The sequence below is a fragment of the Pseudomonas sp. RL_105y_Pfl2_101 genome, assembly GCF_963970585.1.
GTDB lineage: Bacteria > Pseudomonadota > Gammaproteobacteria > Pseudomonadales > Pseudomonadaceae > Aquipseudomonas.
On record NZ_CAXAPG010000022.1, the window covers coordinates 64,812 to 91,587 of the forward strand.

The 26,776-nt window shown below is 62.9% G+C and carries 21 protein-coding genes; 14 read left to right on the top strand and 7 right to left on the bottom strand.

Features of this window, described 5'->3' with window-relative positions; translation table 11 throughout:
* Positions 1-110: 110 nt before the first annotated feature.
* Complete coding sequence (locus tag AACY31_RS20510) at positions 111-1,391, bottom strand: serine/threonine transporter (protein WP_339492156.1); 1,281 nt, start codon at positions 1,389-1,391, stop codon at positions 111-113.
* 815 nt (positions 1,392-2,206) lie between these two features.
* Here AACY31_RS20510 and AACY31_RS20515 point away from each other — a divergent pair.
* The gene (locus AACY31_RS20515; RefSeq protein WP_339478827.1) at positions 2,207-3,160 is read left to right on the top strand and encodes a 2-hydroxyacid dehydrogenase; all 954 of its coding nucleotides are present in this window, start codon (positions 2,207-2,209) and stop codon (positions 3,158-3,160) included.
* On the opposite strand, the gene tssA is transcribed toward AACY31_RS20515, so the two are convergent.
* The 5 genes from tssA to AACY31_RS20540 all read right to left on the bottom strand — a co-directional run bounded on the left by tssA (position 3,157) and on the right by AACY31_RS20540 (position 10,685).
* Positions 3,157-4,239, bottom strand: coding sequence for a type VI secretion system protein TssA (gene tssA, locus AACY31_RS20520; RefSeq protein ID WP_339505031.1), 1,083 nt, complete (start codon positions 4,237-4,239; stop codon positions 3,157-3,159). The two genes, AACY31_RS20515 and tssA, sit on opposite strands and share 4 nt — an antisense overlap.
* Positions 4,236-8,060, bottom strand: coding sequence for a type VI secretion system protein (locus AACY31_RS20525; RefSeq protein WP_339505032.1), 3,825 nt, complete (start codon positions 8,058-8,060; stop codon positions 4,236-4,238). The genes tssA and AACY31_RS20525 overlap by 4 nt, the downstream gene beginning before the upstream one ends.
* Positions 8,057-8,821 (bottom strand): DotU family type IV/VI secretion system protein, encoded by a 765-nt coding sequence (locus AACY31_RS20530; RefSeq protein ID WP_339478821.1) that lies wholly within the window; start codon positions 8,819-8,821, stop codon positions 8,057-8,059. Before AACY31_RS20530 ends, AACY31_RS20525 begins: the two co-directional genes overlap by 4 nt.
* A gap of 18 nt (positions 8,822-8,839) precedes the next feature.
* Complete coding sequence (tssK, locus tag AACY31_RS20535; RefSeq protein WP_339492153.1) at positions 8,840-10,171, bottom strand: type VI secretion system baseplate subunit TssK; 1,332 nt, start codon at positions 10,169-10,171, stop codon at positions 8,840-8,842.
* Positions 10,172-10,235: 64 nt separating this feature from the next.
* Positions 10,236-10,685 carry a type VI secretion protein gene (locus AACY31_RS20540; protein WP_339478817.1) on the bottom strand — a complete coding sequence of 150 codons (450 nt, stop codon included), beginning with the start codon at positions 10,683-10,685 and terminating at the stop codon, positions 10,236-10,238.
* Positions 10,686-10,909: 224 nt separating this feature from the next.
* Here AACY31_RS20540 and tssB point away from each other — a divergent pair, with 224 nt between their 5' ends.
* The 10 genes from tssB to AACY31_RS20590 all read left to right on the top strand — a co-directional run bounded on the left by tssB (position 10,910) and on the right by AACY31_RS20590 (position 22,770).
* Positions 10,910-11,470, top strand: coding sequence for a type VI secretion system contractile sheath small subunit (tssB, locus tag AACY31_RS20545; RefSeq protein WP_339478816.1), 561 nt, complete (start codon positions 10,910-10,912; stop codon positions 11,468-11,470).
* Between the two features lie 29 nt (positions 11,471-11,499).
* Complete coding sequence (gene tssC, locus AACY31_RS20550; protein WP_339478815.1) at positions 11,500-12,981, top strand: type VI secretion system contractile sheath large subunit; 1,482 nt, start codon at positions 11,500-11,502, stop codon at positions 12,979-12,981.
* Positions 12,982-13,218: 237 nt separating this feature from the next.
* Positions 13,219-13,716 carry an Hcp family type VI secretion system effector gene (locus AACY31_RS20555; RefSeq protein WP_109756006.1) on the top strand — a complete coding sequence of 166 codons (498 nt, stop codon included), beginning with the start codon at positions 13,219-13,221 and terminating at the stop codon, positions 13,714-13,716.
* Positions 13,717-13,729: 13 nt separating this feature from the next.
* Positions 13,730-14,173, top strand: a complete 444-nt coding sequence (gene tssE, locus AACY31_RS20560; protein ID WP_014337904.1) for a type VI secretion system baseplate subunit TssE — start codon at positions 13,730-13,732, stop codon at positions 14,171-14,173.
* Positions 14,157-15,947, top strand: coding sequence for a type VI secretion system baseplate subunit TssF (tssF, locus tag AACY31_RS20565; RefSeq protein ID WP_339478811.1), 1,791 nt, complete (start codon positions 14,157-14,159; stop codon positions 15,945-15,947). The genes tssE and tssF overlap by 17 nt, the downstream gene beginning before the upstream one ends.
* A complete protein-coding gene (tssG, locus tag AACY31_RS20570; protein WP_339478809.1) occupies positions 15,911-16,936 on the top strand; it encodes a type VI secretion system baseplate subunit TssG in 1,026 nt (341 codons plus the stop codon). The genes tssF and tssG overlap by 37 nt, the downstream gene beginning before the upstream one ends.
* Before the next feature lies 1 nt (position 16,937).
* Positions 16,938-19,481 (top strand): type VI secretion system ATPase TssH, encoded by a 2,544-nt coding sequence (gene tssH / locus AACY31_RS20575; RefSeq protein WP_339505033.1) that lies wholly within the window; start codon positions 16,938-16,940, stop codon positions 19,479-19,481.
* A 55-nt stretch (positions 19,482-19,536) separates the two neighbouring features.
* Positions 19,537-20,109: a hypothetical protein gene (locus AACY31_RS20580; protein ID WP_339478806.1), complete on the top strand. Its 573-nt coding sequence runs from the start codon at positions 19,537-19,539 to the stop codon at positions 20,107-20,109.
* 95 nt (positions 20,110-20,204) lie between these two features.
* Positions 20,205-22,214 carry a type VI secretion system Vgr family protein gene (gene tssI, locus AACY31_RS20585; RefSeq protein ID WP_339505034.1) on the top strand — a complete coding sequence of 670 codons (2,010 nt, stop codon included), beginning with the start codon at positions 20,205-20,207 and terminating at the stop codon, positions 22,212-22,214.
* Positions 22,215-22,227: 13 nt separating this feature from the next.
* Positions 22,228-22,770 (top strand): toxin-antitoxin system YwqK family antitoxin, encoded by a 543-nt coding sequence (locus tag AACY31_RS20590; protein ID WP_339492148.1) that lies wholly within the window; start codon positions 22,228-22,230, stop codon positions 22,768-22,770.
* 58 nt (positions 22,771-22,828) lie between these two features.
* On the opposite strand, the gene AACY31_RS20595 is transcribed toward AACY31_RS20590, so the two are convergent.
* A complete protein-coding gene (locus AACY31_RS20595; protein WP_003202818.1) occupies positions 22,829-23,224 on the bottom strand; it encodes a DUF4280 domain-containing protein in 396 nt (131 codons plus the stop codon).
* Positions 23,225-23,404: 180 nt separating this feature from the next.
* Here AACY31_RS20595 and AACY31_RS20600 point away from each other — a divergent pair, with 180 nt between their 5' ends.
* The 3 genes from AACY31_RS20600 to AACY31_RS20610 all read left to right on the top strand — a co-directional run bounded on the left by AACY31_RS20600 (position 23,405) and on the right by AACY31_RS20610 (position 26,611).
* Positions 23,405-24,472, top strand: coding sequence for a phosphotransferase family protein (locus AACY31_RS20600; protein WP_339478800.1), 1,068 nt, complete (start codon positions 23,405-23,407; stop codon positions 24,470-24,472).
* A 24-nt stretch (positions 24,473-24,496) separates the two neighbouring features.
* The gene (locus AACY31_RS20605; protein WP_024780032.1) at positions 24,497-25,264 is read left to right on the top strand and encodes an SDR family oxidoreductase; all 768 of its coding nucleotides are present in this window, start codon (positions 24,497-24,499) and stop codon (positions 25,262-25,264) included.
* Between the two features lie 231 nt (positions 25,265-25,495).
* Entirely contained in the window at positions 25,496-26,611 is a 1,116-nt protein-coding gene (locus AACY31_RS20610; protein ID WP_339505036.1) for a Gfo/Idh/MocA family protein, read from the top strand.
* The last annotated feature ends 165 nt before the right edge of the window (positions 26,612-26,776 follow it).

A 26,776-nucleotide genomic window follows, 5' to 3' on the forward strand; every position in this document is an offset into this window, starting at 1 on the left:
TTTGGCGCTCTTCCAAAAGTGACCCGCTGTAAGGGCTGAACCGCCAGTGCCCGTTACCGCAGCAACGGATATACACACCAACCTCAAAAATCCCGCCCCCCACAAAAGGCCTACGCCAAGAGGGAATAAACCAACGCCGTAATCGCCACCAAACCCACCAACGTAACGAAGACATTCGAAGCCTGGCCGCGATAACGGGCCATGGCCGGAACTTTGCGGATCGCATACATCGGCATCAGAAACAGGATAGCCGCGATAACCGGACCGCCCAGGGTTTGGATCATGCCCAGGATGCTCGGGTTGAGGGTCGCGACGATCCAGCACACCATCAACATGAACGCGGCGGTGAGGCGGTCCAGGGTCTTGGGCGCCGGGCGACGGCCGCTCTTGACGATCAGGCCCTTGAGGCCCTCGCAGGCGCCGATGTAGTGCCCCAGAAACGATTTTGAGATGGCGACAAATGCAATCAACGGCGCGGCAAAGGCGATGGTCGGGTTGCTGAAGTGGTTGGCCAGGTACGACAGGATCGACAGGTTCTGCGCCTTGGCTTCAGCCAGTTGCGCCGGGGTCAGGGTCAGCACGCAGCTGAACACGAAGAACAGCACCATCACCACCATCAGCACATGGGCGCGCGAGAGGATCTGCGAACTGCGCTCCTCGGCGTTGCCGCCGTAGCGCCGTTTCTGGTCCACCGCAAAGGCCGAGATGATCGGCGAGTGGTTGAACGAGAACACCATCACCGGGATCGCCAGCCACAAGGTATGCAGCAGCGCCGAAGGTTCCGGCGGGGTGGACGCGGTGGTCAGGATGCCGCCGCTCCAGTGGGGAATCAGGAACACCGCCAGGAACAGCAGCGCAACGATGAATGGGTAGACCATCAGGCTCATGGCCTTGACGATCGCCTGCTCGCCGCATCGCACCACTGCCAGCAGGCCGAGGATCAGCACCAGGGACAGCACAGCCCGAGGAGGCGGCTGGATATGCAACTGATGCTCCAGGAAACTGCCCACCGTGTTGGTCAACGCCACGCTGTAGATCAGCAGGATCGGAAAGATGGCAAAGAAGTACAAAAGCGTGATCAGCGCACCGGCCTTGAGGCCGAAATGTTCTTCCACCACTTCGGTGATGTCCGCGCCGTCGCGACCGGACAATACAAAACGTGTCAGGCCCCGGTGGGCATAGAACGTCATGGGGAACGCCAGCACCGCCAGGATCAGCAACGGCCAGAAGCCGCCCAGGCCCGCATTGATGGGTAAGAACAGAGTGCCTGCACCGATGGCGGTGCCAAACAGACCCAGCATCCAGGTGGTGTCCTGGCGACTCCATTGGCTGAGGGTGGCTGGGACTGTCGTTTCAAAGCGCTCTTCGACGCTATTGGCCTGATCATTCATCCGGTCGGATCTCCGCTTTCCGGTCACATGCACCCGGCCAGGACGAGTCGGAAAACCCGACAGGCAGCGCCCTGGCCGAAACAGGGGCGCGATTGTCCGGGATTAGTGAGCAGAAGCAAAGGCTTAGCTGAGGAGCGGTTATGCATATCAGATCGCTGCCATAGAATTATCCCTGCATTCCCTGTGGGAGCGAGCTTGCTCGCGATAGCGGTGGGTCAGATTGCACCAGCACTGAATGTACCGCCGCCTTCGCGAGCAAGCTCGCTCCCACAGTTGGATTGGGACACGACCGGAGAGCCAGGCCGGCCGTCAGGCCGCCTCGCGAGCAAGCTTTGCTCCCACAGGTCCTGCTCAAACAGATCTGATGGGTGTACGACCAGAAGAGCCAGGCCGGCTACTAGGCCGCCTCGGCGTGGACGTTGATCTCGGGCGCCCCGTTAACCACGCTGGCCGAACGCAGGCATTGCGCAGTGGGCAACCCGGCATGGATGCCGGGTTAGCCGCGCGGGGCCATGGATGGCCCTTCGCGGCGGCCCACGGAGCAATGCCTTCGTTCAGGCATGCCGAGCCTAGGCGAGGTGCCAAGTGGTGGGGCAAAAGCGCTTTGGTTACTTTCGACTGGGCCGGCTTCCGGGCTTTTCGAAAGTGACCCGCCGTCAGGGCGGAACCCTAAGCAGCCGTTACCGCAGCAATGGATATGTACCCAGTCAGTCAACAAAATCCGAAATGCACATAAAAAGCCAATCCCCCCTGCCCCCGACTCCTACAATCAGGTTGAATACGTGAAATCGCCCCAGCGCCCACAGGAGCCCAGCATGACCGCAACCGTTCTGGTACTGGTTGAAACCGTCAATGAATACCTGCCGATTCTTGAGCGTCAGGGCTATCACCTGGAACTGGCACCCACGCCTGCCGAACGCAAGACGGCGATTTTCGAACACGGTGAACGCTTCAGCGCAGTGCTGACCCGCGGCCCCCTGGGCCTGACGGCCGAGGAAATTGCCGCTCTACCCAACCTTAAAATCATCTGCGTGATCGGCGCCGGCTACGAGCAGGTGGACCTGCAGGCCGCGCGCCATCGGGGCATCGTGGTCACCAACGGCGCCGGGGTCAACGCCTCGTCGGTGGCCGACCATGCCATGGCGCTGTTGCTGGCGTTGGTGCGCGACATACCCCATTACGATGCAGCCCTGCGACGCGGCGAATGGCCAAGGGCCGCGCGCCCTTCCCTGGCGGGTAAGCGGCTGGGCGTGTTGGGCCTTGGCGCGGTGGGCATGGCAATCGCCAAACGGGCCGCCCTGGGCTTTGACATGAGTATCAGCTATCACAATCGCCGGGTGCGCAATGACGTGCCCTACACCTTCTGCGCCACGCCCACGGAACTGGCGCGGGTTTCGGACTTCCTGATCGTCGCCACGCCAGGCGGTCTGGATACCCGGCAGTTGATCAACAAGCAGACCCTCGACGCCCTCGGGCCAAAAGGATTTCTGGTCAACGTCGCCAGGGCCAGCGTGGTCGCCACCGCCGATCTGATCAACGCCCTGGAGCACCGACGAATCGCCGGAGCGGCCCTGGATGTGTTCGATCACGAGCCCGAGGTACCGCAGGCGCTGAAAAACCTGCCCAACGTCGTCCTCACACCCCACGTGGCCGGCCTGTCGCCGGAAGCGACTCGCGCAATGGTAGAGCTGGTGGGCCAGAACCTGACCGCGTTCTTTTCCGGCAAACCGGTGCTGACGCCAGTGCGGTGGCACGACGAGGAGCGTTAGAGAACGCCCAATAACGTCCACAACCGCCGGGATTCGGCATCGGCACTGATCAGTTCCCCCAGCAACTCGCTCAACGGCTTGTTGCCCCACTCCACGCCGCGCCGGATCAGGTAGGGCACCGGGCTGTGGGGTTCGGTGCGAGCCAGGTAACCGGCGATGACCAGTAATTGTCGGTAGGCCTCTTCACGATTGGCCGGCTCCTGGAAGACCTGGGCAGGTGCCGTCTGCGGCTGGGACGTCGACGTCGTGGTCGCCGGGGACGTTTGCACCGGCGCGACGGTGGGTTGCTGTGGGTGCATCGCGATGAACTCCTCTACCAGTGCCAACAAGGCCTGCATCACGTCCTGCAGGGATTTGTAGCCCGGGGCCAGGTTGCCCAGGTAAGCGTCGCTCCAGACTTCGAGCCGTTGCAGGTGTTGCAGGCTCAACATCAGGCTGCCCTGGCGATGCAACCAGAACGACAAGGGTGTGTTGCGAATCAGTTCGCTGAGCTTCTTTTGATCGTTGCGCGCCGCTTCGGCCGAGGCCTTGGCGTTCTTGCTGTCGTTGACCAACACTTGCTGGCGCTGCAAGCGTTGCCAGTCGTCCAGACAGAAAGCGGCGAAGGCCTGTTCCCGGCCGTCGAACAACGGCACCCGCGTGAGCAGCACTTCGCTGTAGCGACGGGCCAACCACTCCAGCGGGATCACCCGCCATGACTGGTCGCCTTCCTCGGCCTGGGGGTGCAACTGCTCCGGATAGCGCTCACACAGCCCCACCACCAGCGCCAGGCTGCCCGGCAACCCCTCCAGCCCGGCCATATGCAGCCAGGCCTCCCCCAGCCAGGCACTGATCATCAGGTCCTTGCTGCGCTCCAGCAGCAACGTGGTCGCGAGCCGTTCCAGGTCTGGCCACAGGGCGCGCTTGATCGAAGACTGCCACACACCGGTGGGCAGGCTGGTGTCGTCCTCCCGGCGCAATTCGCGCAACTGGTCATACTCCGGTTCGTAGCGCAGGTCCGGGCCACAGGGCGACTCGGCGCTGATCGGCTCGAGCAACTGGTTGACCAGCTCTGGCAAAGGCGATATCGGCAAACTCACAGACCCTCCTCGCGGGTGGCGATGGCGGGGCTCGATGCGGTCGCCATGAACGGTGAACGGGGTGCCCGCGTCGGCAGCGGCGGGATCGACAAGGGCAGCTTGGAGCCCTGGCTCATCAACGACAGGCGCACGAACATCAACGTTTGCTGCGCCGTGCTGGCCTGGGTCTGAGCGGTCACCGGCAGTTGCAGGGCCAGGGGGAAATCGGTGTAGTCGGCATTTGGCTGGCGCTGAACCGACACCAGCGAGCGCATCAGGCGCAGCAACGACCAGGGCCCCTGGTACTCCCAACCGGCCTCCAGGTCGCGCACCACCAGGTTCGGTTGCAGCGGATCGTTGGCCGGCCGCTGATAACCGTTCCGGGCCCAACGCAAGGTCAGGCGCACGGGCTGACCCACCATCCAGCGCAGGTTCTGCTGGCCGCCGCCGGGGTAGCTGATCTGTTGGTTACCGGCATCCAGGCTCCAGGCGATCACCTGATCGGCGCCGCGCTCCTCTTCGCGATCGGTGCGCCAGCGCACGTCCATTTCCACCCCCAGGATGCCACTCTTGTCGCGTACGAACAGCGGCCCGAGCCAAGTGCCGGCCTGCTTCAAACGGTTGAGAAAATCCTCGGCCGCCAGCCGCTCCGGTGTCTGGCTCAACGTCAGCCCGGCCTGGGCCAGGGGCAGGCGTGTATCGATCAACTCCAGCAGGTGCTGGACTCGCGCGGGGTCGGCATCGCTGGCTCGCACATCCTGGGCAAATGGAAAACGCCCGGCCAGGTACTGATTGAAATAGTTGGCCAGGTCATTCCAGGCGGTCGCGGCCTGGTTCTGTTGCAGGTACAGGCACCGTTGCAGGGCGCCCTGCTGCAACGCGATCGTGCGCAAGGCCAGGTCACCGCGCCCACTGGGCAGGCTGGAGGTCTGCAAGATCTGCGCGCAGGAGGTGGTGTCCATGACGATAAAGTCCCGGCTCACCAATTGTTCCAGTTGGGCCGCCGAACTGGCCGGGTTCTGGTTCTTGTACTTGAGCAATTCGTCGTTGAGGGCCATGAAGCGTGCCACCTGGTCATGTTCCAGGGCCGACAGGTTGTCCTGCTGGACGATCAGCCATTCCAACGCAGGCATTCGCTGCTCGGCGATCTGCAGCATCGCGCCGAATTGCTGGGCCAGGTTCAGCTTCAGGTCTTGTGGATCGCTGGCACCGTAGAGTTGCAAGCCGAAGTTTTTCGAACCGTCCCAACGCTGGACATCGGTCCGCTGGCTGAACAGCGGCTGGGCCTCGATTTCGTCCAGGCCACGCTTGATCTGCGCCAATGCCCGGCGATTGAGCAGACGCTGGAAACGGATCGCCAGATCGCCACGGTGTACGTCCATGAAGGCTTTTTGCAGCGCAACGGCCTGGGTCGTTTGCACGTTGAAGCCCATGCCGGGCAAGGGCTCGCTGTTTTCATCCAGGCTCGACCACATGGCCCTCGCCGCGGCGCCCTCAGCGGCCTGCATCAGTGCGTCACGGTAATCCGGCGGGATGCGCGGCAGCTCTTCATGGGCATAGCTCTTGTAGCTGGCGAAGTAGTTCAGGGCGACGCTGAAATCATCGCTGCCATGACCCTGGCCGATCGAATCGGGGTTGCTGCCCGACGGATCCTTCCGCATGGCCAACGCCACGAAATCACGCTTGAACAGTGCCTGCACCGCACCGTTCAGCGCCGTGACATGGTCTTGCAAGACCAGCAAGCCACTGCCCTGTTGCACCAGCAGATTGTCCCGGGAACCGGCCTGGACGATCCACTGGTCACGAAAGCTCTGCTGCAACTTCGCCGCCTGGCTCTCCAGGTCCTGCTCAATATCCGGCCCCAGCAGGGTGCTGTGGCTGACTTTGTCCAGCATCTGGCTGTAGCCGGGGACCAGGTCCGGGCCCTTGCCCCGCCCCCAGGCCGAATTGGTCAGGCTGACCAGCGCCTGCAAATCATCGATCAGCGCCATCAGGTCTTCGAGTTCGCTCAACGAATTGCCACTGCCGGCCTCCAACCGCTGCAGGTGCAGCTTGAGATAGCCGGCCTGGCGCACAAAGTTGTCCGCCAGGAAGTAATGGTCCAGCCAGCGCTGCATCAGGCCGGTGAAGTTATCGGCGATCACCGGGCGCGCGACGTTCAGGTCCAGCCCTTTCAGATCGCTGTTCTGGGCATCGAACAGCACCCGGTTATAGAACCGTGGCCGGCTCAAAGTGCCGGTGTTGAGCCCCAGGGACAGGGCGGTGTTACTCAGTTGCACCAGTTCGTCCAGCGGTGCCTTGGGATCGTTCACCACCTGATTGAACATTTGGTTGTGCTGCTCAAGGCGTACCGCGAGTTCCACCAGCCCCTTGGCCTTCACGTAGCTCTGCCATTGCGCCGGGTCTTCGCTCTCCACATTGCCCCGCCGCTCGGTGTTGCGGATGGATTTGAGCTGCTCCAGGTCTGAATTGAGCAGGTCGCGCAAGGGCAATATCCAATGGTGCCGAGCCGTCAGGCGCAACCCATTCTCCAGTTGCGTGTCCACGGAAGAGAACCACGAGGTGGGAAAGACCACCGAGACGAAGCGCCAGCTCGGGGCCTTCTCCAGCACGTTCCAGTAGTTCTGCACGTTGTGCCGGGTCGGTTCCAGTTGCGGTTCGTCAGGGTCGACCACCAGGTGGTTCTTATGGGCGCTGAGGATCAGCCGCGACAGCCCCTCGGCTTGTTCCACCGAATCGTGCCAGACCCAGACCATGCCTCCCAACCAGACCAGGCCCACCACCAACGCCACCGCTCCGGCCAGCCGATGCCCGCGCTGGCGCAAGCGCAACAGCCGTGGCACAGGCTGGGCCAGGCCACGTTCGGCCACCAGACGCCGCGACCATAATTGCCGGGCGAACACGGTTTGCCGCTGGGCACTGTCGAGGGCAGTCAAACCGTCGCCGCTGATGGCCGGTGCCTGGCTGGCGGTGAAATACACCCCGCGAAAACGCGGTGCTTCGCCTTGGGCATTGCCCTGGAACACCGGTTCCAGCAGGATCTGCAAGGCTCGCCGCAAGCCTTCGAAACGCTCCGGCAATCCATAAAGATCGGTGCCCAACTGCCCCGACAGCGCACCGATCTCGATGATCGACTGCGACACCGCCGCGTTGACCTGGTCCAAGGCCTGGTCACTCCACCGCGACTGCCAGGCCGCATCCGGCAAATAGGGCGAGGACCAGCCCAGCATCGATTCACGTGCCTCGGCGGGCAACGCACTGACCAGTTCCTGGATGCCGGGCAGCTCTTGCATCCCGGTAATCACCACATACACCGGCAGGCTGAGGCCGAACCGTTGCAACAGGTCGATAAAGCACCGCCGGACCTTGAGGCTCAGTTCGGTGGTGTGTTCGATGTCGTCGAGGGTGCTGAACGGCACCGTCCAGATCACCGCATCCAATGGTCGCTTGCTGCGCAAGCGCAACATCAGCCCCAATAGGCGCCACCAATTACCCCGTTGCCGGTTCATGCCAACATCGGGCAGGAACAACGCCTGGGGCACCACCAGCACCGCACCTTCGAGATCGCAAAACCAGCGCCCGAACCAGGCCGCCTTGTCGGTCGGTTGCAAGCGCCACTGGGCACACAGTTGGGCACCGTCGGCCTCGTTGCCGAGCATCATCAGCCAGGGCATCTGATAGCGGTCCCGAGTGCCCTGCTCCTGTTCCATGCGGCGCACCGCGCCATAGAAACTGCGGATCGCCGCCCCGCCTTGGGTCCGCAGCCACCAGATCAGGGCCGCGATCAACAGCACCACAACGATGGCGAGCACCACCAGGGCAACGATGCTCAGGGGGCTCATGAATCCACCTCCTGAACCACCGCCGACTCGTTCAGTTGCAACACCGGTTCGAGTTCCGAGCGAATGTCATGCCAGAACACCTGCCCCAGCCCGGTCAGTAACACCACCATCGCCAGGATAGCCAGCCCCAGGCGAACACCGTCCGGCAGTGATTGCTGCACCGGCATGCGCACTGGCGGCGTCGCCGAAGACTGTGCCAGGCGTTGGCTGACGTCGACATAATCGGGATCGTGTTGCCAGGCGAATGTGAACAGTGCCACGCGCCATTTGGCATGCTGGACCTGGCCGGGCTCGCCACGCAATCGCCCCTGGAACCCGAGGATCAGGCATTGCAGGTAGACATTCGCCAGGTCCCGGGTGCCGGGCATCTGCTCGTCCAGCAATTTCTTGATCGCCGCCGGCAAGCGCTCGCCGGCCTGGCGACTGGCATACATGCGTGACTCGAGGGGGTGCTGCTGCCAGGCCAGTTGCCCGGGCCAAGGGCTGAACAGCAAGGTTTCGTCCACCAGCGCCACGAAGGCATAGACCAGCGACTTGACCTGCTCGGTAGCGGCATCGCCAACGGTGGCGAAGGCCACCCGCCACAGACGCTGGGCGCTGCGCCCGGAGAACTCCACCACCCGATTGACCAAAACCGCAGGGTCGCTGTCCTTGGGCAGGTCTTGCCATTGCTGGGACCACTTCAGCCAGGCCTGGCGAAAAGCGCTGCTCAGTGGTGCCTCATGCAGACTCCGAACCGCCCCGCCACTTCCATCAGGCATACCACTCCCCTTTTGCGATCAGGCACTTTCACTGACTTGCGCCACGAACAACACCACTTGCCACGGGCTACTGGCCTGGGCCGATGCCGGCGCCACGATGTGCAGCGGTAATTGCGCGTCGAACCATTGCCCGCTGGCGGCCACCACAAACAAACGGGTGTCGTCGCCCACGCTGTAGGCCACCTGTTCGTTGCGGCTCATGACTTGGTGGGGCAGACCGCTCATGCGTTGTCGGCTCAGCAGCGGGACGTGCGGTGCCGACGCGATGATCGCCCCGCGCAACCACTCGACCGCCGCCTGCTCGCTGGCGCCGTTGGGCATGCGCAGGCCGATCACCAGGCGTTGGTCCGGTTGGTCGTCAGGCAACTGGATCGAGAAGACCTGCGCATTGCGCTCGAAGGCCAGGCTACGATAGCCGGCGCGAACCAGTTCCAGGGTGGTTTCCAGCCAGTCGAGCAACGGCTCGTAGCCGCGCTGCAATTCGAGGAAGTCCAGCGGTGCGAAGGCCGGGACGCCCGCCAGCGGATCGAGGGCCGACCAGCTCCCGGCCAGCCCCAGCAGCAAACCGTGGAGCGCCTGGGGCGTCGCCACCCGGGTGTTCAGCGCGCCCTCGACTTCCGGCAAGCGCGCCCACAAAGCGGTCAATTGCCGGCGAATCTCCATGGCATCATCCTGGTTGCCCGCCGCCTGGGCCTGACGCAAGCGACCCGCGAGAAACATGCACTTTTCCCGGGCCCGGGCACACATCCCGGCGACCCGCCGACCAAGGGCCGACTCCGGCAACAGGATCGGCGTTGGCGGGGTGTAGGGCACACGCCAGAAGCCGCCGCCCTCCTTGCGGATGCGCAACAGCGGCAGGCAGATCGAATCAGCCTTGCTCAGTTGGGTGCACAGCCTCGGGTTGGGTCGCCAGACGGTGATCGACTCGGGAAATGCACCGCTGGTGAGGTCCGGCAACGCCTCGCCGACCACCGATTGCAGGCGCCCCTTGAGCGGCACCAATTGCCCGGCGCGCCACAGTGGGCTAACGGCCAGGTACACCGTCACGGTGGCGTCGTCGGTCTTGTCGATCGCCTCGCCGATGTCCAACTCCAGGGTCGGCCCGACACCGGCCTGCAGGTTGACCGGCAGGCCGTCTGGCAAGGTGCCTTGCAGTTGCAGCAGCCGCACCTGGCCGGCGCTGAGGGCCGAAGGATCGACTTCCAATTGGCCGACACCCCAGAACCAAGGGTTGCAGGCCCCGGCAAAATATGCGGCCAGCGCCTCGGCACGCAGCCCTTGCAATTGAAAATGCTGGGGCAGCAATTGCATGCCCTCATGCCAGCACACCGCGTCAGGTAACAGACTCATACGACTCCCTTCGACATTCCAATGTCACCGCGCATGGCGGCCCGCGGTCACTCGAGGCTGGCTGTCATCGAACCCCATCATTCACGAGGGTCATCTCGCGACTGTCGAACTTCAGCCAGGCCTGGCGCTGATCGTCCAGCCGAAGCCGGTGGGCTCCGGGAGTGTTATAGCTGGCGAAGACCAAAAGTCCAGCGGCACGCCGGCCCTCCAACGGAAAGGGTTGCCGGTCGATGAATTGCCCCGGAACCAGCTCCAGCCCCCACACCGACATGAGTTGACGATAGTCGCGCTGGAACTGTTCGCGCTCGGCGAACCACTGGCTGGCGGTGATACCCGACAGCTGCTTGAGCAGGTCCGGGTCGTTCACCGCAATGAAATCCACCGCGATCGGCGTGTCGTCATTGGCACGCGGCGCCACGTCCAGGGTCAGGCTGTCCAGGTCGACACTGGGCGCAAAAAGCGAGCAACCGGTGAGCGCCAGGCTCAAAATAAATCCGAAAAAAAAACCACGCAAAATGAATCTTCCTTTTCTCAGCGGTCAAAAATTGTTTTTGCTTGCTTTTTTATAGACCTGTTCTAGCGTCTTGGATAGTTCGGCCAGCGCGGTCGAATGCACCAGGTTCGTCAAGGGAATGACAGGTTTTCTGCCGTCCATTTGTAACCTGCGGATCAGCAAGGGAATGCGATGAGCGGGACTCCCGATGCATTGCGCCCACATATGCATCGGAGTCGGCCGCCATGGCAGAAAGTACCCAGCACAAGCTCGACAGAGTCCGCCCTCCCCGCGTCCAGATCACCTATGACGTGGAAATCGGCAACGCCATCGAGAAAAAAGAATTGCCACTGGTTGTCGGCATTCTGGCCGACCTCTCAGGCAAGCCACTGGACCCGCTGCCCAAGCTCAATGAGCGGCGCTTTACCGAAATCGATCGGGATAATTTCAACGAGGTGCTCGCCTCCATCTCCCCCCGCGCCACGCTCCAGGTGAACAACACCCTCAGCGGCGACGACAGCAAGCTCAACATCGAACTCAACTTCCGTCATATCGACGACTTCGACCCGGTCAAGGTCGTGGAGCAGGTCACGCCGCTGCGGCGGTTGTTCGAAGCGCGCCAACGCCTGCGGGACCTTTTGACCAAGCTCGATGGCAACGACGACCTGGACAAGCTGCTGCGCGACGTGATCGCCAACACCGAAGGTCTGCAGGAAATCAAGTCGGCCCGGCCCCAGGACGTACCGCCAGAGCTGCCCGCCGTGGCCGCCACCGATGACCCTGCCCCGGCCGAACCACAGGCCTGATCGCGCGCATCATTAAGGGAGATAACGCCATGCCTGCTTCATCCAGCGCTCAAACCAGCGAGAGCACGACCCAGACCCTGTCCCTGCTGGACAAGATCATCGCCGAAGGCCGCATGGCCCACGACGACAGCCAGCAAGACTACGCCCGCGACATGCTGGCCGAATTCGCCACCCAGGTCCTCGACGAAGGCATGACCATCGACAAGGACACTGTGGCGATGATCAACGACCGCATCAGCCAGATCGACCAGTTGATCAGCGCCCAGCTCAACGAAGTGTTGCACCACCCCGAGCTGCAAAAACTCGAAGCCTCCTGGCGCGGCCTGCACCTGCTGGTGCAGAACACCGAAACCAGCACCCGGCTCAAATTGCGCCTGCTCAACGTGACCCAGAAAGAACTGCAGAACGATCTGGAAAAAGCCGTCGAATTCGACCAGAGCGCGCTGTTCAAGAAGATCTACGAGGAAGAATACGGCACCTTCGGCGGACACCCGTTCAGCCTGCTGGTGGGCGACTACACCTTTGGCCGGCATCCGCAAGACATCGGCCTGCTGGAAAAACTCTCGAACGTTGCCGCCGCCGCGCACGCCCCGTTCATTGCCGCCGCCAGCCCGCGGCTGTTCGACATGACCAGCTTCACCGAACTGGCGATCCCCAGGGACCTGTCGAAGATTTTCGAGAGCCAGGAGCTGATCAAGTGGCGCGCCTTGCGTGAAAGCGAGGACTCGCGCTACGTGTCCCTGGTGCTGCCGCACTTCCTGCTGCGCCTGCCATACGGCCCGGACACGCTGCCGGTGGAAGGCATGAACTACGTCGAAGACGTCAACGGCACCGACCACAGCAAATACCTGTGGGGCAACGCCGCCTGGACCCTGGCGCAACGCATCACCGAAGCCTTCGCCAAATATGGCTGGTGTGCCGCCATTCGCGGCGCCGAGGGCGGTGGCGCAGTCGAAGGCCTGCCGGCCCATACGTTCCGCACCAGTTCCGGGGATCTGTCGCTCAAATGCCCGACCGAAGTGGCGATCACTGACCGTCGTGAAAAAGAACTCAACGACCTGGGTTTCATCTCCCTGTGCCACAAGAAAAACAGCGACGTGGCGGTGTTCTTCGGCGGCCAGACCACCAACAAGGCCAAGGTCTACAACACCAACGAGGCCAACGCCAACGCGCGAATCTCGGCGATGTTGCCGTATGTGCTGGCGGCCTCGCGCTTCGCCCACTACCTGAAGGTGATCATGCGCGACAAGGTCGGCAGTTTCATGACCCGCGACAACGTACAGACCTACCTCAACAACTGGATCGCCGACTACGTGCTGATCAACGACAACGCGCCGCAAGAAATCAAGGCGCAGTATCCGTTGCGCGAAGCACGGGTGGACGTGACGGAAGTGGCCGGCAAGCCAGGTGCCTACAAGGCCACGGTTTTCCTGCGGCCACACTTCCAGCTGGAGGAGCTGACCGCCTCGATCCGCCTGGTGGCGACCCTGCCGCCACCGGTAGCTGCCTGACCGCCCTTGGCGAGGGAGCAAGCTCCCACGGGGCTATGTGTAGGAGCTGCCGAAGGCTGCGATCTTTGATCTTGATCTGATCTTTCGCTTTCGACTCAATAGGTAGGGGAAAGATCGCAGCCTCGTTTCACTCGACAGCTCCTACAGCGCGGTCCGCCGGGACCAGGCTTTATCGCCACAGGTTGATTCATCGGTACCAGGCACTACCTCATTCGTCTTCTTCAGGAGTTCCACACAATGGATGCAATCATTCTCGACCTCGGCGGCGACATCAAGGGCGACAGCCTGCTGGAGGGTTTCACGGACAAGATCGAGGTCATGTCCTATAGCCATAACGTGGCGATGCAGGTCACCAACGACGTCAGCAACTCGGAGCGAACCTCTGGCCGGCCCCACATCGGCGAATTCACCCTGACTAAATTCATCGACAGCTCCACCCCCTCGCTCAACGAATATTGCTGCGCCGGCAAGCCAATCCCGCAAGCCGTCATCACCATTGGCCGCAATGCCGCCGAGGGCAGCGGCAAACTCATGCCGTTCATCATCTACACCCTGACCAACGTCGTGCTGTCCAACGTCAGTGTCAGCGGCGGCACCGGCGGCAAACCGGTGGAAACCCTGTCGCTGAACTTCACCAAGATCAAATGGGAGCTCACCGCGCAGAAAGACGACGGCACCAAGGAAGGCACGGCGGGCACGACCTGGGACCTGGCCGCCAACAAAATGACCAAGTAAGGAAACCGCGCCCATGGCTGGCTTCGGGCTGCGCCCGCCCCTGTTCGAACGCCTGGCCAGCCCGGCGGATGATACCGGTCGGGTGTTCGATCGACAGGCGTTGCAAGACTCGGTGCATGCCGAACTGTCGCGCCTGTTCAATACCCGACGCGGCCCCCGGGCGCTGACCGAACCGCCGAGCATCCTGGACTACGGCATCGCCGACTGGACCGCGCTGCAACAGCAGCGCAGCGATGACCGGCGCCAACTGACCCGGGAAATCCGTCAGGCCATCACCCACTTCGAACCTCGCCTGCGCCTGGGTGAGGTCGAGGTCTGCCCGGTGCCAGGTCATCCGCAACAACTGTGCATACGGCTGCTGGGCGAGCTGCGCGGCGACCTGCATGCCTGGCCCGTGGCCTTTGTCATCGAGCACGCCGGCGACGGCCTTGAGGTACGACATGAGCGACTCGATTGACCCGCAACTGTTGGACTATTACCAACGCGAGCTGACCTGGTTGCGGCATGCCGGGAGCCTGTTCGCCGAACGCTACCCCAAGGTCGCCCGGCGCCTGGAGTTGTCTCCCGGCGAATGCCCCGACCCGCATGTCGAGCGCCTGTTGGAAGGTTTCGCCCTGTTGGCCGCCCGCTTGCAACGCCGACTGGATGACGACTACGCCGAATTCAGCGATGCCCTGCTCGAACAGCTTTACCCGTTGGCCATGCGGCCCTTGCCGTCGTGCGCCATCGTGCAGTTCCAACCCGACCCCAGCAAAGGCAACTTGAACGAGGGCTACCCGCTGCCCCGCGACACACCGTTGTTCGTCACCACGGACAAAGGCCAGAGCATTCATTTTCGGACCACCGCCGCCGTGCATTTGTGGCCGGTGGAAATCAGCGAGGCATTGCTGCTGGGCAGCGATGAAGCCCAGGCGCTGACCGGAGTGGTCCGCGCCCGCTCGGCCTTGCGCCTGGAGCTGCGGTGCCTGGGCGAAAGCCAGTGGTCGACGCTGGGAATCAACACGCTGCGGGTGCACCTGGCAGCATCACCGATCATCAACGCCGGGCTTTACGACCTGCTGGGCGCGCACGCCATTGAGGTCCTGGCCGGTGCGCCCGGCAGCGTGCCGGAACCGCTGAAGGGCTTGCCACAGATCGTCGGCTTCGCCAGTGACCAGGTCTTGCTGCCGGACGAAGACGGCGTGCACCCCAGCATGCGCCTGCTGGCCGAGTACTTTGCCTTCCCGGATAAATTCGGCTTCTTCGACCTGCCACTGGCCGGCGCCACCAGCGATGGCCCGTCGTTGTACCTGTACATCGTTTTCGACCGTCCTCCCACCAGCCGCCTGCCGCTCCAGGCCAGTGACATCGCCCTGGGCTGCACGCCAGTGATCAACCTGTTCCCCAGGACATCCGAGCCGCTGCGCCCGGATGGCACCCGCAGCGAGTATCGGTTGGTGGCCGACAGTCATCGGGAAAACAGCGTCGAGATCCACAGCATCCGTGGCATGCGCGCCATGTCCAGCCAGGGCGTGCGCAAAGTGCCGGCCTATTACGGCAACCAGCATGGCAGCGACCAAACCTGTTATTGGCATGCGCGACGGGTCAGTGGCATGAGCCCGAACCGATTGGGTACCGACTTGATGGTCAGCCTGGTGGACACCCAGTTCGACCCGTTGGCCGACACCCGTGACTACAGCCTCACCGCCGAACTGCTGTGCACCAACCGCCACCTGGCCCAGAGCCTGCCGGCCGGCACCCCGATGGGTTTCGAGCGCCCGGGGCCAGTGGCCTGGGCGCGCCTGCGCAACCCACCCAGCCCGCAAAGCCTGCCGCGCCTGGACGGCGAATCGCGCTGGCGGCTGGTGTCGCAATTGACCCTCAACCATCTGTCGCTGGTCGAAGGCCCCCAGGCGTTGGACGCACTGCGCGAAATTCTCGAATTGCACAACCTGCGGGACGAGGCCAGCGCCCATCGCCAGATCGAAGGGGTATCGGGGCTGAGTTGCGACCGGGTCATCGCCCATGTCGGCGAAGACGCCTGGCGCGGCTGGCGCAACGGCCTGGAGGTGCGCCTGCAACTGGACCCGCAACACTTCGTCGGTAGCAGCGCCGTGCTGTTCTCCGGGGTGCTGGCGCAATTCTTTTCCCTTTATGCCACCGCCAATCGCTTCGTGCGCACCGTGCTGGTCCAGTCCGACAAGGAGGTGAAGACATGGCAACCCCAAGCCGGCAAACCCCTGGTGCTCTGAACCTGAGCCAGCGCCTGCGGCGCGACCCACAACGCTTCGAATGGCTCCAGGCCTTGCTGTTGCTCGAACGTGAACATCCCCAGGCCGAGCCCCTGGGCAGCGGCACCGCGCCGCACGCCGAAGCCTTGCGTCTGCGCGGGCCGTTGACGCCGCTGTTCGCCGCCAGCGAAGTGGAAAGCCTGGGCCAGGAACCCGGCCTGCCGCCAACCCTGACCACACCGATCTTCGGCCTCGGCGGTCCGGACGGCCCGTTGCCCTACGCCTACCAGGAATGGCTGCAACAACGGGCACGGGCGAAGGATCATGCCCCGGCGCAGTTCCTCGACCTGTTCCAGCATCGCCTGCTCAGCCTGCTTTACAAGGTGATGCGCAAGCATCGCATCGCCCTGGGTTTCACGGCCCCAGGCGCGTCCGCCGTACACGCGCAACTGCGGGCGTTGACCGGCCTGCTGCCCAAGGCCTTGCAGGAGCGACAGGCCGCCCCCGACTCGGCGGCACTGGCCTGCACCGCGCTGTACGCCGATGGCCGGCGCTCTCTGGACGGGTTCGCGGCGATTGTCCGCGAACAGTTCGGGCTGCCCGTGGAGCTGACCGCCTACGAAGGTGGCTGGCGTGAAGTCCCGCCGGCCAGCCGCAGCCGCTTGCAACCGGGCGGGCGCAACCTGTGCCTGGGCCGCAACGCGGTGGCCGGCTCCCACGTCTGGGACGAACATGCCGGCGTGCGCCTGACCCTCGGCCCGCTGAACACGGGCCAGGCCAGCGGATTGCTGCCCAACGGCGAAACCCATCCGCTGCTCGCCAGCCTTTATGCCCTGTACTTCGGCCCTGACCTGGATTGCACCCTGGTGTTGCTGATCCGTGGCGCCGGCCCGCTGCAACTGGACCGCCAGGCAGCGCCACGGCTGAACTGGAACGGTGGCCTGCAACGCCAGCCAACCCTCGCCGTGCAACGGATCGAAACCCGCCTTCGTCAGCCGGAGATTGCCTGAAATGGAACTGGCCAGCCTGATCGGACGCCTCAACCCGGACAACCGCCGCGCCTTGGAACGGGCCGCACAACGCTGCATGCAGCGCAGCCACCACTATGTGGAAATCGAACACCTGCTGCTGGAATTGCTCGACATCGAGGGCGGTGACTTTGCCTGTCTGCTACCACGCTTCGGCCTGGAGCGTGACGCAGTGGCAGCAGAAACCAACAAGGCCCTGGACCTGTTCAAATCCGGCAGCACCCGCACGCCCGCCTTGTCGGCACAAACCATCGGTCTGTTGGAAGACGCCGTGGTCCAGGCCAGCGTGCTGGGCCTGGACAGCATCCGCTCCGGGCTGTTGCTGCTGGCGCTGCTGGACCGTGATGAGCGCCGCAGCCTGCTGCTCAACAGCGCCTCGTCGTTGCTGCGCATTCCCCGCGATGCCCTGCGCGCCCACCTATTGGAATGGACCGAAAGCTCCCGTGAGCATGTCGGTGGCGTGCGCCCGGCCAAACCCGGCGCGCCACCCCAGAAACAAGACCCGGTGCTGGACCAGTACACCCAGGACCTGACCGCCGACGCCCGGGCCGGGCGCATCGACCCCATCGTTGGCCGCGACGGCGAAATCCGCCAGTGCATCGACATCCTGCTCCGGCGCCGGCAGAACAACCCGATCCTGGTGGGCGCACCGGGCGTCGGCAAGACCGCGGTGGTGGAAGGCCTGGCCCTGCGTATCGCCGCCGGCGATGTGCCGCCATCGTTGCAGGAAGTCACCCTGCGCGTCCTCGACCTGGGCCTGTTGCAGGCCGGTGCGGGCGTCAAAGGTGAGTTCGAACAACGCCTCAAAGGCGTGATCGACGCGGTAGGCAGCGCCGAAAAACCGATCATCCTGTTCATCGACGAAGCCCATACACTGATCGGTGCCGGTGGTGCGGAAGGCGGCAGCGACGCGGCCAACCTGCTCAAGCCGGCCCTGGCCCGGGGGGAACTGCGCACCCTGGCCGCCACCACCTGGCTGGAATACAAAAAATATTTTGAGAAAGACCCGGCCCTGGCCCGCCGCTTCCAACTGGTGCAGGTCGAAGAACCGGACGAACTCACCGCCGTGGAAATGCTCCGGGGCGTGGCGAGCAAACTGGAACAGCACCACGGCGTGCAGGTGCTGGACGCGGCCATCCACGAGGCAGTGAAGCTGTCCCACCGCTACATCTCCGGGCGACAGTTGCCGGACAAGGCCATCAGCGTGCTCGACACCGCCTGCGCCCGGGTCGCCCTCGGCCAGCACGACGTACCGCCGCCGCTGGAAAGCCTGCGCCATCGGCAGAACAGCCTCAAGGACGAGGTCGAACGCCTGCGCCGGGAACAGGCCACCGGGCTCGATCACCGCGAGCGCATCACCCTGCTCGAAGGCGAATCGACCAGCAACGTGCACGCCATCCGCGAGCTGGAAACCCGCTGGGGCGAAGAGCGCGAAGCCGTGCGCGAACTGCTCGACACCCGGCGCGAACTGCTTGCCCTGAGCGAACGCGCCGACAGTGAAAAAACCGACACCGAGATCGATAACCGCATCGACCACCTGGCCGCCGAACTGCTGCGCCTGGAGGCGGGCCTGGATGCCATTCGCCAGGACGATCCGCTGGTGCCCGAACAGGTGGACAGCAAGACCGTCGCCGCCGTGATTGCCGGCTGGACCGGCATCCCGGTCGGCAAGATGCTCGCCGACGAAGCCCACGCCGTGCGCACCCTCGGCCAGCGCATGGGCCAGCGGGTCATGGGCCAGAGCACGGCGCTGAACACCATCGCCCAACGCCTGCAAGCCTACCGCGCCGGCCTCACCGACCCACAGAAACCGGTCGGGGTGTTCCTGCTGGTGGGCCCCACCGGCGTGGGCAAGACCGAAACCGCCTACGCCCTGGCCGACGCTTTGTACGGCGGTGAACGCAACCTGATCAGCATCAACCTCTCGGAATACCAGGAAGCCCACACCGTCAGCCAACTCAAAGGCGCCCCGCCCGGCTATGTCGGCTACGGCAGCGGCGGTGTGCTCACCGAAGCGGTGCGGCGCAAACCCTATTCGGTGGTGTTGCTGGATGAAATCGAAAAGGCCCACCCGGATGTGCTCGAGGCCTTCTATAACGTCTTCGACAAAGGGCTGATGGAAGACGGCACCGGCCTGGTGGTGGACTTCAAGAACACCGTAATGCTCGCCACCAGCAACGTCGGCGCCGAATTGCTACTGGACACGCCGGCCGCGCAGTTGGGCAGCGACGCCTTCAACGAAGCCTTGCACAAGGTGCTGCTGCAAGCGTTCCGTCCGGCATTTTTGGCACGCATGACCGTGGTGGCGTACCGGCCGCTGGATGAGGCAACGCTGGAGGCCATTGTGCTGGCCAAACTGGAGAAATTGCGTGGGCGCTACAAGGCCGCGACCGGCAAGCAATTCGAGTTCGACGCTGGGATCGTCAAGGCCGTGTTGGCCAAGTGCAGCGCGGCGGGAGCAAGGGATGTGGAGAATGTATTGATGACGCAAGTGACGGGGAAGTTGGCGGAGTGGGTGTTGGAGTAATACCGCTGGACTGGCCGACTTTTTCAGCAGTTTTTACATAACGGAGATCGGCATCATGACGGAAGGAGACTTTTTGAATGTTGTATTACAAGCGGCCGGTGCCCATCCGCAGGACTTCTCCGGCACCCCCAGCCAATACAGTAAAAGCTGGACCTCGGACGGCCCTTGGGAACATGCCGCCCAGGTCGAGATTGCCTATCATCTGAAACGTGGCTACGGCATCACAGCCAAAGTAAGAGAGATCGCCTATCCCTCGCCCTACCATTCAGAGAAGGTCGATTTCTATTTCAACCTTGCCGGGAAGACGTATGCCGTGGAAATCAAGGTAGAGAGCACCAATGGAAACTTTGGCGGCGCCAATCTCCAGGAGGCGATCACTCGCGATGTCAACAAGCTCCACGGTTTCAACGCCGACAATCGCTGGGTCGTGGTCATCGCAACCAGTCAGAAGAATCGTGACCTGCTGGACAAAACATTGAACCGTGGTGACTCCTGGGTGTTCGATGTTGAGGGCGCTTTCACCGCCTACCTTTGCAACATTGACACTTACCCCCATGGCCTGCCCATGAGTCGCTCGGAAGATTTGAGTGCGCCCTACAACTTCATCACCACCCACTACAGTTCATGATTGCCACCCTGCGGCGCCAGCGGGGCCGCGCACTGAAGCCTGCGATGTTGCCGGTCCGTCTGGCGCGTACTGTTTGACGTCTTGAGGTCTTCCGAATGCCCCGCCCCACCGACAGCAACACCACTCTCTCCCTCACCGCCGCCACGCTGTCGGCGCTGTACCCTGAATCGCTGTCCGGCGAAGAAAGCCTCAATGCCTTGGGTTCGCACATCCTCAACGGTATCAACGACGGCCCTTCGCTGACCCTCACCAGCGCCGTCGCCAGCCATGTCACCACGACGCTGCACAAGGATGCGTTGTTGCGCCCGCTGGACTGTCTGGTCGCGGAAATCCGTCAGCTCCCCGCCGACGCTACCGCCGAACGCTATCAACTTTTACTGCGGCCATGGCTTTGGTGGCTGACCCTGGCGAGCAACAACCGGGTATTCCAGAACCTTGCCACCTCGGACATTGTCACCACGATTTTCAAGGCCCATGGCTTCACCGACTTTGAGCTCAAACTGACTGGCAACTACACCCCGCGCGAATACTGTGTGCAATACGGCGAAACCGATCTGACCTTCGTCTCGCGGTTGATGGAAGAAGACGGGATTTTCTGGTTTTTCAGCCACGAGCAGGGCAAGCATACGTTGGTATTGGGCGACAGCAATGATGCGTTCTTGCCGATCACCAATGGCCCGACGGTGAATTATCTCGGGCAGAAAATGGGGGATCGGGAACTGCACGGTGTCCGTTCAGGCCAGGTGTGCCTGCAAGCGGTGGCCGGGGTGTATCAGGCGACCGATTACCAATTCACCACGCCAACGACGTCGCTCTACAGCCAGGCCGAAGCGGTGGCCGGGCCCAGTTCGATATACGAGCATCCGGGCGGCTATGACGCCAAGGACCAAGGCGATGCGTTGACCAAACAGCGGGTGGATGGCCTGCGCAGTCAGGAGAAGCGTTTTGTCGGCGAAAGCGACTGCCGCTGGCTGGTGCCGGGGTATTGGTTCACCCTCGCCGGCCATGAAGATCCGACGCTGAATATCGATTGGGTGGTGACCTCGGTCAGCCACGAAGCCAGCCACGATAGCTACCGCAACCGCTTCGAGGCGATTCCCAAGGCCACGACTTATCGACCGGCCCGCACCACGCAAAAACCGCGCATGCACACCCAGACCGCGCTGGTGGTGGGCAAGGCCGGCGAAGAAATCTGGACCGACGAATACGGGCGGATCAAGTTGCAGTTCCCTTGGGACCGCACCGGCAAGAACGACGAGACCTCATCCTGCTGGGTTCGTGTGGTATTGCCCTGGAGCGGCAAGGGTTTTGGCATGCAGTTCGTGCCGCGTATCGGCCAGGAAGTCATCGTCACCTTCATCGACGGCGACCCCGACCGGCCACTGGTGACCGGCTGTGTCTACAACGGTGACAACGCCCTGCCCTACGCGCTGCCGGCCAACCAGACCCAGTCCGGGATCAAGACCCACTCGTCCAAGGGCGGCGGCGGTTTCAACGAATTGCGCTTCGAGGACAAGAAGGACGCCGAGGAGCTTTTTCTCCAGGCCCAGAAAGACTTCAACATCAACGTGCTCAACGACACCACCGCCACGGTCGGTCACGATGAAACCCTCACAGTGCAGAACGCTCGCACTCGCACGGTCAAGGAAGGCGACGAAACCGTCACCCTGGAAAAAGGCAAGCGCAGCGTGACCATCCAGACCGGCAGCGACAGCCTCGATGTCAAGGACACCCGCACCGTCACCGTGGGTTCGGACCAGAACCACAGCACCGGCGGCAACTACACGCACAAGGTCAGCGGTAACTATGAGCTGACGGTGGACGGCAACCTGACCATCAAGGTGAGCGGCACCTTGACCCTGCAAAGCGGCGGTAGCTTCGCGATCAAGAGCGGTGCGGACCTGACGGCCCAGGCGAGCACGTCCATCAGCCAGAAGGCTGGAACCGCCCTGAACAACCAGGCCGGTACATCATTGGAAAACAAGGCCGGCACGACCCTGACCAACGACGCCGGCATCAGCCTGGTGAACAAGGCCGCCGCCGAACAGACCGTAGATGGCGGCGGCATGCTGACCATCAAGGGCGGCCTGGTGAAGGTCAACTGACAGGAACACGGCCATGGCCTCGAAAAAACTCGACGTAGAACGTGATGACAGCCACCTGAGCGGGCAACTGGTTGACGGCCACCTCGACGGCCCACTGCAGATTGATGAGGCCCAGCGCCCGCAAGCGAAACTCAACTATCAACGGGGTGAACTGCAAGGCACCAGCACGCTGTATCACCCCAACGGCAAGGTCTCGGCGGTGTTGCCGTTCGTCAGAGGTAAACTGCAGGGCGTGGCGAGCTTCTATGGGGCCGAAGGTGGGTTGCAACGCCAGGCCACGTATCGCCGCGGGTTGCTGCACGGTGAGGCGAACAACTACTTTCCCGACGGGCAACTGGCCGAAGCCGAAGTCTATCGCGACGGCGTGCGCGACGGCCGCTATCGCCGCCTGCACCCCAATGGCAAACCGGCGGTCGAAGCCCGCTACCTCAATGGCCAACTGCTGGAACCGGCACACGCCTACGCTGAAGACGGTCGACCACTGGACGCCGACGGCAAGCCGATCTCCAGGGTGCGCTGGTGGTTCAGGCGCTGGAATGATCCGGCGCAAGCCTGAACACACCACTCCCAGAGGGGATTGAAGGTGGGCAGCTAGCCTGCGTCCACCACAACCATCAGGGAATCAACATCTGCACCTGCCCCGGCACAACGATCTTGATCACCCCGGCCCAAGTGCACATCAAGGTGCTGTTGGCATCGATGGCCGGCATGTTGCCCAGCAACAGGGTCGGGGCGCCGCCGGGGATCCAGGGGGCGGCGGTGGCCGGGATGCAGGGCATGGGGGTCAGCACACCGAGTGCCGCAGCGGTGGCGGCGGCCACTGTCGGGTTCGCCAGGCTCATGCACATGCCAAACGTGGTGATGTTCACCAAAGGAATGTGATCCATGATATTCGCCGCCGGCATCCCGCCGGTCAGCAGCCGATTGACCGGCAGCACATTGAGCACCGCCGGGGCCGCGCCGAAACTGCATTGCAAGGTTGCGGTACCACAGACTTGCGGGCATCCCATCACGATGGCTCCCTGAAAAGCGACAGACGCTCAAACCATAGCTCATCCACCCGGCATCAGGCCCGCTGATTATCCTGCAACACGCTAACCTATAAGACCTTGGCGTGCTTGTGACGCCTGTCACCTGCCATTAGATTAGCCAATGATCGATGGCCTCCAAAATAAGCAGAAGGGATAAGCATGGCGTTTACTGATCAGTCCACCCGTGTCCGCGACGGTGAAGAACTCGATGCCAGTCTGATCGACCCGTACCTCAAGGCCCATATTCCAGGCCTCACCGGTACGCCGCAGATCAGCCAGTTTCCCGGTGGCGCTTCGAACCTGACTTACCTGCTGGAATACCCTGAACAGGAATTCGTCCTGCGGCGTCCGCCGTTCGGCCATAAAGCCAAGTCCGCCCACGACATGGGGCGTGAGTTCCGCATACTCAATCAGTTGCGCGAAGGTTTTCCGTATTGCCCGAAAGCCTACGTGCACTGCACCGACGAGTCGGTGATGGGGACCGAGTTCTACGTGATGGAACGGGTCAAGGGCATCATCCTGCGCTCCGACCTGCCGCCGGAACTGGGTTTCGACGCTGCCCGTACCGAAGCCCTGTGCAAGAGCTTCATCGACCGGCTCGTCGAACTGCACCAGGTCGACTACAAGGCCTGCGGCCTGGCCGACCTGGGAAAACCCGAAGGCTACGTGGCCCGGCAGATCCGTGGCTGGAGCGACCGTTACGAAAAAGCCCTGACCCCGGACGCGCCGAAATGGGAGGCGGTCAAGGCCTGGCTCAACGACAAAATGCCGGCCGACCACCCCACCTCCAGCATCGTGCACAACGACTACCGCTTCGACAACGTGATTCTGGACCCTGACAACCCGATGCAAATCATCGGCGTGCTGGACTGGGAACTGACCACCATTGGCGATCCGCTGATGGACCTGGGCAACAGCCTCGCCTACTGGATCGAATCCGGCGACCCGGCACCGGTGCAACTGATGCGCCGCCAACCGAGCCATGCACCGGGCATGCTGACCCGTCGCGAGTTCGTCGATTACTACGCCGAACGCGCCGGAATGCGCATCGACAACTTCGACTTCTATTACACCTACGGCCTGTTCCGCCTGGCCGGCATCGTCCAGCAGATCTACTACCGCTTCTTCCACGGCCAGACCCAGGACAAACGCTTCGCGCAGTTCGTTCAAATGAACAAACTGCTGGAGCAGATGAGCCTGCAGGTCATCAGCAAATCCACGCTCTGAGCGCACCTATAACAAGGAAACAGCATGTCCAAGACCCAGTTGTTCGACCTCGACGGTAAAATCGCTTTCGTTTCCGGCGCCAGCCGCGGCATCGGCGAGGCCATCGCCAAACTGCTGGCCCAGCAAGGCGCCCATGTGATCGTTTCCAGCCGCAAGCTCGACGGTTGCCAGCACGTGGCCGACGCCATCATCGCCGCCGGCGGCAAGGCCACCGCCATTGCGTGCCACATCGGTGAAATGGAGCAGATCAGCCAGGTGTTCGCCGGCATCCGCGAACAGTTCGGACGCCTGGACATCCTGGTCAACAACGCCGCCACCAACCCGCAATTCTGCAACGTGCTGGACACTGACCTGGGGGCATTCCAGAAAACCGTCGACGTGAACATTCGCGGCTATTTCTTCATGTCGGTGGAAGCCGGCAAACTGATGCGCGAGCACGGTGGCGGCAGCATCATCAACGTGGCGTCGATCAACGGCATCTCGCCGGGGATCTTCCAGGGCATCTATTCGGTGACCAAGGCTGCGGTGATCAACATGACCAAGGTCTTCGCCAAGGAATGCGCGCAATTCGGCATCCGCTGCAATGCCTTGCTGCCAGGCCTGACCGACACCAAGTTCGCCTCGGCGCTGGTCAAGAACGATGCGATCCTGAAAACCGCCCTGGCGCAGATCCCCCTCAAGCGCGTGGCCGACCCGAGCGAAATGGCCGGCGCGGTGCTGTACCTGGCCAGCGACGCGTCGAGCTATACCACGGGTGTGGCGTTGAATGTGGATGGTGGGTTTCTGTCCTGACAGTGAGCGCCATGGCAGACCGGTGAGAAACCCTGTGGGAGCGAGCCTGCTCGCGATAGCGTTGTATCAGTCAGACACGTACTGCTGACCCACCGCTATCGCGAGCAGGCTCGCTCCCACAAGGGATCTCTGCAATCGCGAAAATGAATATTTATTCCAGTATTTGCAATTAACGAATATTTATTCCATAAATAGCCCTTCTGAAAATAAAAACTCAAAGGGCTCTTTCTCATGCGTGAACTCGGCATCGGTCTGATTGGCACCGGCTTCATGGGCCGTGCCCATGCCTTGGCGTTCCACAATGCCAAGGCGGTGTTCGACCTCCCCCTGAACCTGAAACTGGCGGCTCTGGCCGACGCCGATCCGCAACGTGCCCGGCAATGCGCCCACAGCTGGGGGTTCGAGACGGCCCACAGCGACTGGCAACAACTGATCGACGACCCGAAGGTCAACCTGATCGCCATCACCACACCCAACCACCTGCACTTCCCCATGGCCATGGCGGCGTTGGCGGCGGGCAAGCCGGTCTATTGTGAAAAGCCCCTGGCGGTGTCCCTGGAACAGGCCGAGCAGATGCGCCAGGCGGCCAAGGCAGCCGGGGTGGTGACGCGGGTCGGCTACAACTACCAGCACAACCCGATCATTCAACGGGCGCGGGACATGATCCAGCGCGGCGAACTGGGACAGATCATCAGTTTCCAGGGCGAATTCAGCGAAGACTTCATGGCCGACCCCGCCTCGCCGTGGTCATGGCGCTGCGAAACGGCCCACGCCGGCGGCGCACTGGCGGACCTGGGCAGCCACTTGCTGGCCATGGCCCGGAACTTGTTGGGCGATGTCGAGGCCGTGTGCGCTGACAGCCAGACCGTGCACAGCCAACGCCCTGCCAGCGCGGGCAATGCCGAACAACGTGCCATCGCGGTGGACGACCAGGTCCATGCGCTGCTGCGTTTCGCCAATGGCGCCCGGGGCACGGTGAGCAGCAGTTGGCTCAAGCACGGCTACAAGAACCACCTGAGCTTCGAGATCAGCGGCACCCTCGGGACCCTGGCGTTCGATCAGGAACGGCTCAACGAACTGTGCCTGTGTCGCGTCGGCCAGGCGGGTTTCCAGCGCCTGCTGGCCGGTCCGGATTTGCCCGGTTATGCCGCGTTCAGCCCGGCCGCCGGTCACCAGTTGGGGTACAACGAATTGAAGACCCTGGAAGTGCACGAACTGGTGATGACCCTCGCAGGCGAAGGAGGCAGCGGGACGGACTTCGAAGAGGCCTGGGAAGTGGAGCGGCTGGCGGCGGCGATTCGTGTGGCGGCGCGGGAGGAGCGCTGGGTCAAGGTGAGTGAACTATAACCGCTCACCTCAGCGAACACCCTGTGGCGAGGGAGCTTGCTCTCATCAAACAAAATCCATCCCCTTGTTCTTTAAGCTTTTTTAAGCCGCAACCAATCGGACACCCAGCTTTGTAGCCTTGCGCTGCAAAGCTCTAAGCTGACGATCACGGCTTTTAGCCTCGTA